Annotated in this window: 14 protein-coding genes and 1 riboswitch; of the genes, 8 read left to right on the top strand and 6 right to left on the bottom strand. The window is 46.0% G+C overall.

What is annotated here, in order from left to right; all coding sequences use genetic code 11:
- Positions 1-78: 78 nt before the first annotated feature.
- Positions 79-191, bottom strand: a riboswitch (TPP riboswitch).
- A gap of 141 nt (positions 192-332) precedes the next feature.
- Complete coding sequence (locus BR63_RS08280; RefSeq protein WP_034421976.1) at positions 333-1,163, bottom strand: beta-keto acid cleavage family enzyme; 831 nt, start codon at positions 1,161-1,163, stop codon at positions 333-335.
- A gap of 26 nt (positions 1,164-1,189) precedes the next feature.
- A complete protein-coding gene (locus BR63_RS08285; RefSeq protein ID WP_034421978.1) occupies positions 1,190-2,527 on the bottom strand; it encodes an aspartate aminotransferase family protein in 1,338 nt (445 codons plus the stop codon).
- A gap of 210 nt (positions 2,528-2,737) precedes the next feature.
- Between BR63_RS08285 and BR63_RS08290 the strand changes: the two genes are divergently transcribed.
- From BR63_RS08290 to BR63_RS08320, 8 genes are all read left to right on the top strand, one after another.
- A complete protein-coding gene (locus BR63_RS08290) occupies positions 2,738-3,760 on the top strand; it encodes a TAXI family TRAP transporter solute-binding subunit (protein ID WP_034421980.1) in 1,023 nt (340 codons plus the stop codon).
- A 110-nt stretch (positions 3,761-3,870) separates the two neighbouring features.
- Complete coding sequence (locus BR63_RS19750) at positions 3,871-3,996, top strand: hypothetical protein (protein WP_276568966.1); 126 nt, start codon at positions 3,871-3,873, stop codon at positions 3,994-3,996.
- A gap of 67 nt (positions 3,997-4,063) precedes the next feature.
- Entirely contained in the window at positions 4,064-6,034 is a 1,971-nt protein-coding gene (locus BR63_RS08295; protein ID WP_051965692.1) for a TRAP transporter permease, read from the top strand.
- A gap of 176 nt (positions 6,035-6,210) precedes the next feature.
- Positions 6,211-7,161 (top strand): TAXI family TRAP transporter solute-binding subunit, encoded by a 951-nt coding sequence (locus tag BR63_RS08300; protein ID WP_034421981.1) that lies wholly within the window; start codon positions 6,211-6,213, stop codon positions 7,159-7,161.
- A gap of 116 nt (positions 7,162-7,277) precedes the next feature.
- Positions 7,278-7,736 carry a DUF1850 domain-containing protein gene (locus BR63_RS08305; protein WP_161781874.1) on the top strand — a complete coding sequence of 153 codons (459 nt, stop codon included), beginning with the start codon at positions 7,278-7,280 and terminating at the stop codon, positions 7,734-7,736.
- Positions 7,715-9,658, top strand: a complete 1,944-nt coding sequence (locus tag BR63_RS08310) for a TRAP transporter permease (RefSeq protein ID WP_034421984.1) — start codon at positions 7,715-7,717, stop codon at positions 9,656-9,658. Before BR63_RS08305 ends, BR63_RS08310 begins: the two co-directional genes overlap by 22 nt.
- Before the next feature lie 157 nt (positions 9,659-9,815).
- Positions 9,816-9,989 (top strand): hypothetical protein, encoded by a 174-nt coding sequence (locus tag BR63_RS08315; RefSeq protein ID WP_153802073.1) that lies wholly within the window; start codon positions 9,816-9,818, stop codon positions 9,987-9,989.
- 155 nt (positions 9,990-10,144) lie between these two features.
- A complete protein-coding gene (locus BR63_RS08320; protein ID WP_034422029.1) occupies positions 10,145-11,359 on the top strand; it encodes an iron-containing alcohol dehydrogenase in 1,215 nt (404 codons plus the stop codon).
- A 370-nt stretch (positions 11,360-11,729) separates the two neighbouring features.
- Here the strand turns inward: BR63_RS08320 and BR63_RS08325 are convergent, their stop codons facing one another.
- The 4 genes from BR63_RS08325 to BR63_RS08340 all read right to left on the bottom strand — a co-directional run bounded on the left by BR63_RS08325 (position 11,730) and on the right by BR63_RS08340 (position 15,839).
- Complete coding sequence (locus tag BR63_RS08325; RefSeq protein ID WP_034421986.1) at positions 11,730-12,317, bottom strand: cob(I)yrinic acid a,c-diamide adenosyltransferase; 588 nt, start codon at positions 12,315-12,317, stop codon at positions 11,730-11,732.
- A 168-nt stretch (positions 12,318-12,485) separates the two neighbouring features.
- Positions 12,486-13,151 (bottom strand): tetratricopeptide repeat protein, encoded by a 666-nt coding sequence (locus tag BR63_RS08330; protein WP_081908134.1) that lies wholly within the window; start codon positions 13,149-13,151, stop codon positions 12,486-12,488.
- Positions 13,152-13,263: 112 nt separating this feature from the next.
- A complete protein-coding gene (gene mnmL / locus BR63_RS08335; protein WP_034421989.1) occupies positions 13,264-14,238 on the bottom strand; it encodes a tRNA modification radical SAM protein MnmL/YtqA in 975 nt (324 codons plus the stop codon).
- A gap of 227 nt (positions 14,239-14,465) precedes the next feature.
- Positions 14,466-15,839 carry an ATP-binding protein gene (locus BR63_RS08340; protein ID WP_051965688.1) on the bottom strand — a complete coding sequence of 458 codons (1,374 nt, stop codon included), beginning with the start codon at positions 15,837-15,839 and terminating at the stop codon, positions 14,466-14,468.
- Between the last annotated feature and the right edge of the window lie 212 nt (positions 15,840-16,051).

The following is a 16,051-nucleotide window of genomic DNA, read 5'->3' on the forward strand; positions in this document are numbered from 1 at the left end:
TCCAGGTAATATTTAAAAAATAAAAAGCACAAATCCCAGGATGGGGATTTGTGCCCGTAATTCCATATACAAATCTGTATATGTATGACATCACTTCCCTACGCTGGTATTATCCAGATCAGGTAAAAGGGTTAAAGAATTTAGCGGTCCTTAATCTCAGCCGGCCTTATCCAGCTCCCCTAGTGTTTAAATATTTTATTGTAATAACTCTTTTTAGATTTATAGTAATACAATTTCAAAGACAAAATCAAGTAAAAATTGACGCAAAACGCAAAAGACTTTTTTTCACAGTAAATCAGTAATCAACTGATCCGTTTTGACAAACCAATCTTTTACTTATGCAGTATTTCTAAACCTAAAATTTGCCGCGCCTCTTCTGGTGTGGCAATTTCTTTTCCCATAGCCAGAGCGATATTTTTAATTCTTCGCACCAGACTAACATTGGTAGCTAAAACACCTTTACTGTAATAAATGTTATCTTCCAAGCCCACGCGCACATTGCCGCCTAAGGCCAGCGCCATGGTCGATAACGGCACATGGTCTTTCCCAATGGCAGATACGGTCCACGTAGCACCTTGGGGTAGATTCTGATACAGAAAGAAAAGCTGTTGGAAACTAGCGGGTTGGGAACCAGGCACACCGAGAACAAGGTTAATTTGCAGGGGCCAGTCGATGACACCCTGTTTGACAAGCTGCATGGCATTTGCCAGCATCGCTGTGTCAAAAACTTCTATTTCAGGTTTCACACCATAAGCTCGCATTTGTCCCGCCAAATAAGCAATAGTCTCAGGGTCGTTCAAATTTGCCTTGGTCGGAAAATTGGATGACCCTGTAGCCAGACTGGCCATCTCGGGTTTAAGACAAATCATTTGTCCCCTTTCCAGGTAAGAGTTTCCTGCCCGGCCCCCTGTAGAGAGCTGTGTAATAATGTCACAATCCTTTTTCTCCGCCAAACGCTCTAAAATCTCCCTGTAAACATTCACATCCGAGGTTGGTTTGCCTTCTTTGTCCCTGGCATGAATATGGGCAACTGACGCTCCTTCTTTCCAGCATTCATATATTTGATCTGCAATTTCTTGGGGCGTTACGGGGAGATGGGGATTCATCTCTTTGGTTGGCACATTGCCTGTTGGCGCTATCGTTATAATTACTTTGTTTCCCATTTGCATCTTCCCTCCTGTGCTAATCCTCACTTATACTGAGAGATCCTTTTTTCAAACTCACGGAAGCCCCCTTCCATCCGCTCCACCAGTTCATCGGCTTCCGCCCTGGTCATAATCAGGGGAGGTGCCAATAAGAACTGGTCGCCATTCTCTCCATCGGCCATACCGTTGCCGGGATATACGATGACGCCGAAATCCATCAAAGTTACGGTAAGTTTCTCAGCAATATTCAGGGAAGCAGGGAAAGGTTCCTTAGTATCTTTATTCTTAACGATTTCTACCCCTTGCATCAGGCCTTTACCACGTACATCACCCACATACCAGAATGGCAGTAATTTTTCCTGTAGTTGTGTTAAGAGATACTCTCCCACGTTGCGGGAATTTTCTACCAGATTATCTTCCAGGATGGTCTTGACTACAGCCACAGCTACGGCAGCCGATAAGGGATTTCCGCCGTAAGTATGGCCGTGGACAAAGGAACCCGAACCGTTTTTAAAAACCTCGTAAATCTCATCTTTAGCAATAACACCGCCCAGGGGTGAATATCCGGCGCTCATGCCTTTGGCCACACAAATCAAATCAGGCACCACTCCCCACTCCTCTATGGCGAACATGGAACCGGTGCGGCCAAAACCGGTCATTACTTCATCGGCAATGAACAGGATATCGTAATGATCGCAAATCTGCCGGATTATTTTAAAATAGTCCTTATGAGGCACCAGGGCCCCGCAGGCCGCACCCACAACGGGCTCGGCTATAAAGGCGGCAATGGTATCGGCCCCTTCCAGCTTTATTGCTCTCTCTAAATCCAGGGCACATTCCACACTGCATGTTTCTTGGTCTTTATCAAAGGAGCAGCGATAACAGTAGGCCGGCGCCACATGGGGAAAATTCAGAAGTAAAGGCGAATATTTTTTGCGCCGTTTATCGCCTGTCATGGAAAGGGCGCCTATGGTGTTGCCATGAAAACTCTGCCAGCGGGAAATGATGCGGTACTTAGACGACTTGCCGTCCCGTTCCAAATAGTACTGACGTGCCATTTTGAGGGCTGATTCGGTGGCTTCAGAACCACCCGAGACCAGATATAACTTGTTTAATGAACCGGGAGCCAGGTGAGCTACAAGATCGGCCAGTTCTTTGACAGGACCGGAGGTCCATCTGGATAAATGGGTAAAAGCTACTTTTTCGGCCTGCTCTGTCATGGCTTTTATTACACGGGGATGTCCATGGCCCAGGTTGGCCACGGCTGAACCTGAACAGGCGTCAATATACTTTTTCCCCTCCTTATCATATAAATATATACCTTTACCGTAGTCAACTTCCGGATAGCTTTTGCGCAAGTTCCGGTAAAAAACATTATCCATACTACTTCCCCCTTTGTTTATGATTTTTTTCCTTCATTATACTATATATTATGCAGGAATTGCATCATTATTTTATAAACACTTTTTATGTAATAAAATCCTTGCTAACATAAATTGCGCGAAAATACTGTATACAGGTGGATTTCCTGCATATTATAGGTTATAATGAATAATAACATGCAAAAGAAGATTTTAAAAGGAGGAGAGAGAATGAGGAAGAAAAGTATTGCAATGCTAGTCCTGGTTATCTTCGCTATAAGCATTGCCCTCACCGGCTGCAGCGGCGGCAGTAAAAGCCAGCCGCAGAAGGAAGAGAAACCCAAGGTAGCTCAATTGTTCCTGCTTACCGGTTCCACAGGGGGTACCTACTATCCTTTAGGGGGAGCCATGGCCAATACCTGGAACAAGCATCTGGCCGGTAAAGTCCAGGTTACTTCCCAGCCTTCCGGCGCCTCGGTAGAAAACCTCAAACGGATTGGTAAAGGTGAAGCCCAGTTGGGTATGGCCATGAACAACATCGCAGACCAGGCCTGGAAAGGTGAAGGTGATGCCTTCAAGGATACAGGAGCTATTAAGAACTTCCGCACTATCGGTGTTATTTATCCCGAAGTATATCAAGGGATTGCCGCAGCAGATAGTAAAATTGAATCCATTGCTGATTTAAAAGGAAAGAAAGTGGCTATCGGTCCTACGGGCAGCGGTACAGCCGTCATTTCCAAGGATATTTTTGCTGAATATGGACTTAAACTTGAAGATTTCAAACCCGAATACGCCGGTTTTGGTGATGCGGCAGGTAAGTTTAAAGACGGCCATATTGATGCCAACTTTGGTGTACTGAGTGTACCGGCAGCCGCTATCCAGGACGTTATGACTGTACGCAAGATCAAGATTATTGAAATCAAAGGCGACATGTTTGAGAAGCTAAAAGCTAAATACCCCTTCTTCAGCCAGTATGTGATTCCCGCCGGTACCTACGGTAATGAGAAAGATGCTTACACCATTAACATGCAGGCGGCCTTATACTGTAAAGCAGACCTGCCTGAAGACCTGGTCTATGATTTAACTAAAGTTTTCTATGAACAAAGTGCCGAAATTGCTGCCGCCCATGCTGCAGGTAAGTACATTAAACTGGAAAAAGCTTTGGACGGTATCACTACTCCTCTTCATCCCGGTGCGGTAAAGTACTATAAAGAAAAAGGGATTAAGATTCCTGACAATATTATGCCGAAATAAATAATTCTCCTAAATTGGGGACATTCCCGTCCATTTTCCGACTTCCGAAGTCCGACCCAAATCACTAGTAACTAACAACTAATAACTAGTAACTTCTCAGATAAGCAGGTGTGTCCATTACCGATGGGGACATTCCCGTCCCCAAAGAACGGCTAATACTTCAGCGGGTGTGTCCCCTTTCCTTTGCCGAAGAGGCCGGTGCCTTGCCTGGTGCAGGTGGCCGGTCTTTTCTATAAACATATTTTCCTGCTAAAACATGCTCCGCTTCCTGTAACACTTTTATATAAAGAAAGGGGTATGAGAATGAAATGCAATAAAGATGAGGTTACAAATGTAGGAATTAATTTAAAAGCAGGAACGGCGGAAGAAATCATGGCTAAATACGATCGTGAATTTGCCTTTCGTAAGTTCCAAGGACCCTGGGCCCGTATCATCACAATAATATGTGTAATTTGGTCCCTGGGGCAATTATATACGGCTGCTTTTGGTATCTTCCCTTCCACCCTGCAAAGAGCCCCTCACGTCGGTTTCGCACTGGTCCTGATTTTTCTTTTGTATCCAGCCATGCGCAAAAGTAAAAGTATAAAAATTCCCTGGTATGACTACATACTGGCTATACTCTCTGCCTTAGTATCCTTGTACCATGTGATTTTTTATGAAGACCTTATCAACAGAGCAGGAAATTTTAATGACATGGATATGTGGATATCTGTTATCGCAGTTCTCCTGATCATCGAAGCTACACGTAGAATTGCCGGCCCTGTCATCACTTCTTTGGGAGTTGTTTTCCTGTTATACGCTTATTTTGGTCCAGAATTTTCCGGGTTTTTAGCCCATCCGGGCTTTACTGTGAAAAGAATTGCTACCTTTCAGTGGCTGAGCACTGAAGGTATCCTGGGCATTCCCATAGATGTTTCGTCCACTTTTATCTTTCTTTTTATGCTCTTTGCCGCATTTTTAAAGAAAACGGGTATCGGTGACTGGATGACCAATGTGGCCGTAGGTTTAACCGGCAGTGCTACAGGGGGACCTGCCAAAGCCGCGGTAGTGGCCAGCGCGACGCAAGGCACCATTTCCGGCAGTTCCGTAGCCAATACGGTGGGTACGGGATCCGTGACCATCCCTTTAATGAAAAGTATCGGATACCGCCCAGAATTTGCCGGAGCTGTAGAAGCTGCCGCCTCCACAGGCGGGCAGTTGATGCCGCCAATCATGGGTGCAGCAGCCTTTGTGATGACAGAGTTTCTCAATATTCCCTATTATAAGATAGCCCTGGCCGCTGCTATACCGGCTCTCCTGTACTTTACAGGCATCTTTATCACCGTTCATTTGGAAGCTAAAAAAACGGGGCTTAAGGGCCTTCCCAGAGAACAACTGCCTGACTGGAAACATCTGCTCAAGACGAAATGGTTTTTATCCCTGCCCCTTTTCGGCATTATCGTCATGCTGGTTAAAGGATTTACTCCTATGCTGGCAGCCCTTATCGGCATCTTAATGATAATTGCCGTAGCCATGATCCTCCCCGAAACCCGGCTGAATCTTGAGGATTTAGTCCAAGGATTGGAAGATGGGGCCCGCTCCGCCCTGCCTGTAGTGACAGCATGCGCCACAGCAGGTATCATTGTGGGCGTCATTACCCTTTCCGGACTGGGATTGAAGATGGCCGGCGGCATTGTGGGTTTAGCCGGAGGTAACGTTTATTTAACCCTCCTTTATACCATGATTGGTTCTCTTATCCTGGGCATGGGTGTACCTACTACTGCGAACTATATTATCCAGGCGACGGTTTCTGCCCCCGCTTTGGTACAGGTAGGCATCAATCCCTTGGCCGCCCATTTGTTCGTTTTCTATTTCGGTATCGTCGCCGATATCACTCCCCCGGTAGCCTTAGCAGCCTTCGCGGGTTCGGGGATTGCCAGGTCTGACCCCTTTAGGACCGGTTTTGAGGCCTTTAAGCTGGGATTTGCTGCTTACCTTGTACCTTATATCTTTGCCCTCTCCCCTGTTTTAATCCTGGTTAATGTTACACCTTTAGCCATCACCAAGGCACTAATTACAGCCCTCATCGGTATGTTTGGCATAGGGGCCAGCACCACCGGCTTCTTTGTTACCCGCTGTTACTGGTGGGAAAGGCTCCTTCTCTTCCCGGCAGGTGTCTGCTTGATTGACCCCGGCTCTTTTACCGATACTATCGGTTTAGTCATCATCGTAGTGATTTATGGCCTGCAAAAGTTGCGCAGCCGTTCTCCTAAAAGGCCATACGTAAATACTTAGTGACAAAGGGAGCTTCGAGCTCCCTTTTAATTTATTTCATTTATTTGTATATTGTATTTTGTATGACAAATACAAAATATTCGCAACTTATCCCTCTCTTGTCTTGAGTTAGCCCGGATAGTGTTATATAATAGTAAACGGGGTTTGACCCCTAAAAAGTTAGGGAGGGTAAAAAGATGAACAAAAAAGTTGTTGCTCTTGTCTTATGTGTTTTCATGTTTGCAGCACTGGCAACCGGTTGCGGTGAAAGTAAAAAATTTGTAAACATCGCTACCGGTGGAACCACAGGTACTTATTTCCCCTTAGGTGGAGCTTTGGCTGATATCTGGAACAAAAATATTAAAGGTATGAATGCTACTGCGCAAAGTACCGGTGCCTCTGTAGCCAACGTTAACCTCTTAAGAGACGGTAAAGTAGAAGTTATTTTTGTACAAAACGACATCGCTTACTATGCCGCTAACGGGACAGAATCCTTTAAAGACAAGAAGTATGAAGAAATCAGAGGTTTTGCTACCCTGTATCCCGAAAATATCCAAATCGTAACCAGGGCTGACAAAGGGATTAACACTTTAGCTGATCTCAAAGGTAAGAAAATCGCCGTAGGCGCTGCCGGAAGCGGTACAGAAGCCAATGCCCGTCAAATTCTTGAAGCCGCCGGTATTACTTATAACGATATCACTGTGCAGTACCTCTCCTTCGGTGAAGCAGCCAACAACCTGAAGGACGGTAACATCGACGCCGCCTTCGTAACCGCCGGTTATCCCACCGCCGCTATCTCCGACATCGCCGCTCAGCATAAAATTGTTTTAATCCCTGTTGATGATGCTACTGCCGATAAACTCATCCAAAAATATCCTTTCTATGCCAAAGATACTATCCCCGCCAACACTTATAAAGACCAGACCACAGAAGTGAAAGGCGTCGCCGTTATGGCTATGCTGGCTGTAAGTTCCAAAATGGATGAGAAAACAGCATACAGCCTCATTAAAACTATGTATGAAAATCAAGAAAGATTAAAAGCAGCCCATGCCAAAGGCGCTCTCATCAAACCGGAAACCGGTAAAAAAGGTATGGGGATTAAACTCCATCCTGGTGCAGAAAAGTTCTTTAACGAGCAAAAGAAATAGTCTGAAGGGGGAAACTGAGCATTGGAGCAATCCAATGCTCAGATTTTATGAAAAGACACCTGGTAAAAATTTTTCTCGCAGCGTTTATCCCGGCTGTATTGTTGATGCTTTGGGGGATGGAAAAAGATACAGTATTGACGATTCGCGATGTGGAACACAAAATAGAAAAGGAACTTTCTGTACCCGGAAAAGAGTTTACCTTGATTTACACACACTCGGTGCATAAAACCCCTGTCTATGAAACTTTTATCATTAGTAAGGATAACCGCTTCATTTTAAAAGAAGTACGCTACTCTTCCCTGGGAGTAGGTATGCCTTTTACCGATGAAGGCGGTGTCTTTACCAACGAAAACGGGCAATTTGTTTTACGCTTCGACCGGACCTTACAAGCTATTCCTATCAGGGTTTCGCCAATACCTGACCACGCTATTCAAATAGATAATGCAACATATCCCCTGCTGGCTTTTGCAAAACCGGAAAGTCTCCTGGAAATCAGGGCCAAGCAAAAATTGGTCTTAAAAAACATTAATTACGTAGATAAAGGGGCGAAAAAATGGCTGACAACCTCAAATTAGAAAGCGTCGACAACAGCGAAGAAATTCTTAAAAAATATGATAAAGAATCTGACTACCGGAAATTGACGGGTTTCGGGGCAAAACTCGTATCCGCCATTGCCATAACCTTTTCGCTTTTTCAAATTTATACGGCAGTGTTTGGCGTTTTAGATGCGATGATCCAGAGATCTGTCCATATCGCCTTTGGTTTCTGCCTGATTTTCCTTTTGTATCCGGCCAAGAAAAGCTGGCCCCGGCATAGCGTCCATCCGGTGGATATGATTTTTTCCGTGCTGGGGGCCGCAGTGCCCATGTATATCGTCGTGTTTTACCAGGACCTGGTGTCCAGGGCAGGAACAGTAACCACCCTTGATTTTATGGTAGGTTTATTAGCAGTGGTACTCGTCATTGAAGCGGCCCGCCGTGTGGTCGGGTGGCCTATGGTGACCATTGCCCTCCTCTTCATTGCCTATGCGCTCCTGGGCCCTTATATCCCGGGGGAACTGGCCCACAGGGGAGCAGACCTGGATACACTGGTACAGCATCTTTTCTATACCACTGAAGGCATCTTTGGTATTCCCATCGGTGTCTCTTCTACCTTTATCTTCCTTTTCATCTTATTTGGGGCCTACCTGGAGAAGACGGGTATGGGACAATTCTTTATCGACATTGCCAATGCCATTGCCGGTTGGGCTTCCGGCGGTCCCGCAAAGGTAGCCGTACTTTCCAGCGGACTCATGGGTACTGTTTCCGGTAGCTCCGTGGCTAACGTTGTGGGAACTGGCAGTTTTACCATCCCCATGATGAAAAAGTTAGGGTACAAACCGGAATTTGCCGGCGCCGTAGAAGCAACTGCCTCTACCGGTGGCCAGCTGATGCCCCCCATTATGGGGGCCGCTGCCTTCCTGATGTCAGAGTTTACCCAAACTCCCTATGTTACGATAATCGCCGCTGCCGTTATCCCGGCCCTCCTTTATTATTTTGGTGTCTGGACCGGCGTTCACCTGGAAGCCAGGCGTTTGGGCCTGCGAGGCTTGAACCGTGACGAGCTTCCCAAGTTTAAAAGCCTGGTGGTGGAAAGAGGACATTTGATCGTTCCCCTATTGGCTATCATCTACTTGCTGGTTTCCGGGTTTACGCCTATGAAGGCGGCTCTTTACGCCATCGTGTTATCAATCGGTGTCTCTATGCTTAAAAAGAACACCCGGATTGGTCTAGTGGATATAATTGAGGGCCTGGAGCAAGGAGCCAGGGGTGTGCTGGGAGTCCTGGCCGCCACTGCCTGTGCCGGTATCATCATTGGAGTAGTAACCATGACCGGTCTGGGTCTGAAACTGGGTACTACTCTGGTGGACCTGGCTCAAGGACAATTACTTCTCACCCTCTTCTTTACCATGATTACCTCCATCATCCTGGGGATGGGTGTACCCACCACAGCCAACTACGTCATAACTTCCACCATAGCTGCTCCCGCCCTTGTCCTCATCGGCGTGCCTGTCCTGGCGGCCCACATGTTTGCCTTCTATTTCGGTATTATCGCCGACGTTACGCCACCGGTAGCGCTGGCTGCCTTTGCCGGAGCGGGGATTGCCAAGGCCGACCCGCTAAGAACAGGCTTTAACGCCTCCAAACTGGCTATCGCAGCCTTCCTGGTACCCTATATCTTTGTTTATAACCCGGCCCTGCTGATGATTGATGTACACGCCTGGGAAATGGTCCAGATTACCATTACTTCCGTCATCGGCATTATCGGTGTCAGTGCGGGGGTTGCCGGTTTTTTACTCACCAACCTATCATTTATTGAGCGCATTGCGTTCTTTGTTGGCGGGATCATGCTGGTAACGCCGGGTACCTATACAGACATTATAGGTGCAGCAATCCTGGTAATTGGCTATCTCATACAGAAGAAAAAAGAATTGGCGCAAAAGAAAGCCCGTGCTTAACTTAACGATATCCGATAACCGACGTCCGACTACCGACTTATGTTAATTCTGTCGGGTAATGAGATAGGCATAAGCTGTGAAGACCTGGTGAAAACCAGGTCTTAGATTGTTAACAAAGTATACGACAAAGGTATTTGCCGGAGGGGATTTAAAGCCTTTGTTCAAGAGAGCGATCGAAGGCGATGTGGTGAGGGCGTGTACCCCGGGTGGGGCTGGGAGTCCCCTCATTGTCTTGCATAGCGAACCCGAGCCTGAGAGAGCTTTTTCCCACATCAGGCATCATGAGCCGGAGGAAAGTACCTTTGTCAGCGGTCTTCATTTTACTCTGTGAGTTTATACAAGTGACATTATCATAGAATAATCACAAGTGCATTATCATAGAATAATCACAATAACAAAAGTTCTACTTTACAGGGCGAAGAAAGTATGGTACCATCTGGGCAAGTAACATGTTACAATTTTCACAAACCGGAGGTTAAGATGATCATGTGGGAAGCTAAAATCAATCCGTTCAAGGTATTCGAACTCCGCTGCAAGAATACCACCTATTTAGGAATAGGAGCCATAAACAAAATCGGTGACATCCTAGATGTGCTTAAGAGTATGGGTATCTCAAGGGTATTTCTCATCACCGGCAAAAACTCGTATAAGACCAGCGGTGCATGGGATGTGGTCAAACCGGCCCTTGAAAAAGCAGGTCTCGAGTATGCAATTTATGACAGGGTTGGCCCTAACCCCACGGTTGACATGATCGACGAAGCCGCGGCGATGGGCCGCCAAATGGGTGCCCGGGCAGTGATAGGCATAGGTGGCGGGAGCCCAATAGATACCGCCAAAGGAGTGGCAATCCTATTAGAGTACAAAGACAGAACGGGAAGGGACCTCTACGAGCAGAAATTCATCCCTGAAAAGGCAGTCCCCATCATAGCCATAAACCTCACCCACGGCACCGGCACGGAGGTCGACAGGTTCGCGGTGGCCACAATCCCAGAAAAGAACTACAAGCCCGCCATTGCTTACGACTGCATTTATCCCCTTTTCGCCATCGATGACCCCGAGCTCATGACAAAACTGGATGGGATCCAGACTGTGGCCGTCACAGTGGATGCCCTGAACCACATTACCGAGTCCTCAACGACCCTTGCCGCATCCCCTTACAGCATTTTAACCGCAAAAGAGACGGTAAGGCTCATCGCCCGCTACCTGCCGGTTGCAATAAATGAGCCCGACAACCTGATAGCCCGCTACTATCTACTGTATGCTTCGGCCCTGGCCGGTATCTCTTTCGACAACGGCCTCCTGCACCTCACCCACGCTCTGGAGCATCCTTTAAGCGCCGTAAAGCCGGAATTGCCTCACGGCCTAGGACTGGGCGCGCTGCTACCTGCCATAATCAAGACCATCTACCCTGTGGCAGCCGAAGTGCTGGCCGATATTTACAACCCGATAGTGCCTGAGCTGAAAGGTCTGCCCGGCGAGGCAGAGTACGCGGCCAGGAAGGTAGAAGAATGGCTCTTTACCGTGGGGTGCACCAAAAAGCTGGCGGACTTCGGATTTACCGAAAAGGACATCCCGATGCTGGTCGAACTGGCCATGACGACCCCGTCCCTGGGGTTGCTGCTTTCACTTTCACCCGTAAAGGCCACCGAGGAGGTAATAAGGCGGATATATGAAGAATCGCTCCATCCCATGAGCAAATAGCTTAAATCCAAAACCAGAGGAAATTTTTTAAAATAAAACGACGTAACTATGTTTTCCACACCCCAATATTTTGCTAATATTTTAGCAAAACGTTTCGGGGTGATTTTTTTGGTATTAATATGGGACTTTAACTTATTTCTCGATGAATATATAAACCTAGGTAAATCAAACGACTTCCCGGAAGTAGAATCTTGTCCTGTTTGTCGGGGAATAGTGCGTCTATTGAGGCACGCAGGTGCCCTAGACTGTGCCTAGAGTTGGTGCGACTGCCTGTCGCACAAAAAGGGAACTTCCCGGCTCCCAAAACTTATACTTTCCGATATATTTAAAAAGAGTATGCTTTAATGGCATACTCTTTTTATGTTTCCTGTTAATTTTCTATCCCCATCCTGGCCTCTACACCTTTTGTATAGTAATGTTTAATTTCCTTCATTTCCGTGACCAGGTCAGCCTTTTCAATTAGCTCTGGAGTGGCCCCCCGCCCCGTTAGCACCAGTTCCACATCATCTCTCTTGCTGTCAATTAAGTCTTCCACCTGTTCCCAGGTCACCAGGCCAAAATGTAAAGCCACGTTAAGCTCATCCAAGACCACCAGTTGATATTCCCCGCTGGTTAAGGCCTCCTTCGCCATCTTAATCCCTTTTTCCATCAGTTCTACATACTCCCTGGGCGGTTGTCCCGGGGAAAAGATAACAACTTTATCACGCCACTTGGCCAGTTCCTCTTCCGGCATACTCCCTTCTTTTACTACAAAAAAGGGTTTACCCATGGTTTCCAAGGTCAGGTTAGGAGAAATACCCGGTAAAATCTTATGCTCGCTGTAAACCTTCGCTTTCATAAACTGCAGGAATAAAACTTTTTTACCCGCTCCCAGGGCACGAATGGTTAAGCCGATGGCCGCTGTGGTTTTCCCTTTGCCGTCACCTGTATAGACTTGTACATATCCTTTGAACGCCACAAAAAACCCTCCTTTTAATCTATCTAATTTTATTTTACCGTAATCTCACAGTTTCACCGCATTTTCCGGAAAACTTTTTCGGAGTTTTATGGTTTATCTGAGACGATATATTCGTTTAATATAGATAAAAAGGACATACAGCGCATAGCTTTACGTCCTCTCTTCTTTTCATATTCCTGCTTTTCCCGAAGACGGATACTTATCATTTTCCTGACGTGGTAATTTTTCCAGGCCTAGTATAATCCCTTTTTGCAGATATTTTTCACTCTCGCCCGTTAATCCCAGGCTTTTATACACAAATCCCAGATTATAGTAGGCCAGGCCATAATTAGGGTCCAGTTCCAGGGTATTTTTTAAATATTGGCCGGCACTTTTTAAGCATTCGTCACCTTCTGTCATTTTCCCCTGCTTACGCAGCTTCAAACCCAGTTCATAAAAAGCCAGCCCCAGGTTATAATGGGCCGACGCTTCTTCGGGCTGGAGCAGGACTGCTGCCTGTAAAAGCCAGATGGCATTCTCCAATTCACCCTTAGAAGCCTGGCCGGCTCCGTCGTAATTCAACTCCTTGGCTAAGGACGGATTATATGAATTCAGCCAATGGACATACATAGAAACCTGAGGATGTCCCGGCTCGTGCCCTATCACATAAACCATGGCTCCCGCTGCTGCCTGCCAAAACATTTCCCCTTTAACTCCCTGGGCGATGGCTCCCAAAAACATGGGGCAGGAGAAATCGGAGGGCATCTCTACAGGAGCCTCAACCTGATAAGGTATGGTGATATAAACAATCTGCTGGCGCCAAGTATCATCCCAAGGCTGATAACTTCCCATCATAAACTCCCCTCTCTCCCGAAGCTTATTTCTTATTACAAACAGGAAACTATATTCCTCCTTAATATATCAGTTTCCGTCGTTTAATGTATATGATAAATTCGCCGGTTTTTTGTTATATCCTCTTTGCCAAAACTGTATTTCTTAAGGCACTGCCGTTTAAATAATTAAATTTTTTTCCCTGAAAGGAACCCATCTCCCGCATCTCCTCTTCAATCAAGGCTTTAATTTTCCACCAGCTGGTGTCCCAGTTGCAGAAGTACATATTACCCTGGGGCCCTTTGCCCACCAGCCTTTGGATAACAATTTCGGGAGAAAGATATTCCAAAAATAGAATAACCCTTTCTACATATTCCTCCAGGCTGATGATTGTAAACTCCCCTTGCGCATACATGCGGCCCAGGACCGTATCCTTGACAATATAAAGAGAATGCAGCTTGACATACTCAATTTCTAAAGCTGAAAGCAGCTTGGCATTTTCAATGACATCAAACTCATCATCCCATGGGAGGTTAAGGATTAAGTGTACACAGATAGGGAAACCATACTTTTTGATTCTTAAGACGGCGTCAACAAATTCGGCCAGGGTATGGCCCCGGTTTATCTTTTTCAGGGTACGATAATTGACTGTCTGCAGTCCCAGTTCGATATTGATATCAAGGGGCCTTTCTTTCTGAAGATCACTGAGAACAGCCAAATAGTCCTCGTTAATGCAATCGGGGCGCGTCGAGATAGAAATACCCACCAGGTCCTCTTCCTGGGAGGCGGTCAGCATATTGGCTTTAAAATCCTCCAATCCCAGATAGGTATTAGTAAAAGCCTGAAAATAAGCGATGAACTTTTTGGCATTAAAACGTTTCTTGAAAAACTCTTTATTTTGTGCAATCTGCCTGGAAATAGAAAGAGTATTAGGCAGGCATTCAAAGCCTGCGCCTGCTTCGTCGCAGAAAATACACCCTCCGTATCCTACGGTACCATCACGGTTGGGACAGGTACCGGGAAGATTCACAGGCAGTTTATAGATTTTCTCTCCATATTTCTCCTGCAAGTGTTCTGCATAACTCCTGTATAAATTTCGGGACTCAGCCATTTTCAAAGCTCCGTTCCTAATGTATTAATGTTATACTCTATTCTTATTTTACATTATCCAGTGTTACTTGACAAAATCTCTCCCTCATAGCACACTAAATGACAATTCTTTATTTTTATTTTACGGAAATAACCAGCGGGAAAGGGATTTGCCAAAGTTCTGGCGTACTATCATATATGGTAAAAGGGAATGCCGCACAATAGGCACCCCCTTTTTGACACTCTTATTTAGGAAATATTCGCGCCCTTTAAGAGACCCAACTGGCCTTCCAAGAAATCCACAAACTGTTTAGCCGTGCGCGGTGAGCGGCCGTTGCCGTTAATCTCCCACTGCAGGGCCCGGCGTTCCAGTTCCTGCACGCTGATTTCCAGTTTTCTTTCTTTGACCATGTGCTCTACAATCTTGAGATACCGTTTCTGGTCAGGGCTGATAAAGGTTAAGGTTATACCGAAACGATCAGCCAGGGACAGCTTTTCCTGAATAGTATCCATGCGCCTGACTTCATCCCCGTCATAGCCGGTAATCTCCTTGTCGCTAAACCTTTCTTTAACCAGATGGCGGCGGTTGGAAGTGGCATAAATCACCACATTTTGCGGCTTAGCCTCCACACCGCCTTCCAGCAGGGCTTTTAGTTCACGGTATTCATTCTCATTGTCCTCAAAGGAAAGGTCATCAATAAAGATGATAAAGTGCTGGGGTTTTTTCCGTAAAATTTTCAAGACCTCGGGAAAGTATTTCATATCCTGTTTTTGCAGTTCTACCAGGCGTAAACCTCTCACACCATACTTGTTAATTAATGCTTTTACGGTTGAGGACTTACCGGTCCCCCGGTCGCCGTATAGAAGCACATTGTTGGCGGGAAAACCGGCCAGGAAATACTCAGTGTTTTGTATCACCTTTTCCTGTTCCTTTCTGTATTCATATAGCTGCTCCAGGCGAATTTTATCGGGTTCTTCCACACCTTCCAGGCGGCCCGTCCCATTATTCACAACCCAGCGGAAGAAATGATATTTGGCAAACTGGCCCACGCCATGGTTGTAATAAAACTCAGCCAGGGTGGGAGCCAGCATACCCCAGTCTGCACTTGCCTGAAAGGCCTCCAATAAAGAGGTTATGGGAGTGGGAGCAGCATTACTTTTCTCCCCATACTTTATACCTTCCCAGGAAAGTATCTCTCTAGCAACATTACCTAACTTCTCTCCAACAAGTTCCCGCAATTCCCTGCCGCCGAGGCATGCCAGTTGCTGTAAACTGCGCAGGTCATGCTGCACCAATTGGTGAAAAACCGGTGCCATCTGCTGATAGGATTCAGCTCCTGCCTTCTCAGTAAAAGCATTTTCACTGTAGAGAATAAGGTTGACTACGTAATCCCGCCACAAATCATGACCGGTAGTAACTATCTTCCCGCCCTTGTCCAGAAGGGCTGAAAGTAATTCGTAATATTTATTCTGCAACTCCTCTTTTTTAAGATCAGTTAATTCTTTTTCCAGGAGTAAAGAAACAATATCCAGATACAAAACAAGCAAGCGATCTTGTAGAATATTGCGATAATAAACTAATGAAAAAGCTGACTGGCGTACATCTTTGAGATAATTATTCATGATATCCCCCTACTATTAAGCAAAATCTATTGCAAACAGTTTTTGTGGATTTGATTTGTATTATAACACAACTCTTACCCTTTTTCTATAACCCAACTACACCCTGCACGATAGCAATACCCACCTCAGGGTCTACAAGCCAAACCGTATGCATAGTTTTCCATAACAGTACAGGAGCCAATGCTATCAATCCACCAAGCATGGAACTCATA

Source organism: Thermanaerosceptrum fracticalcis, assembly GCF_000746025.2.
GTDB lineage: Bacteria > Bacillota > Peptococcia > DRI-13 > DRI-13 > Thermanaerosceptrum > Thermanaerosceptrum fracticalcis.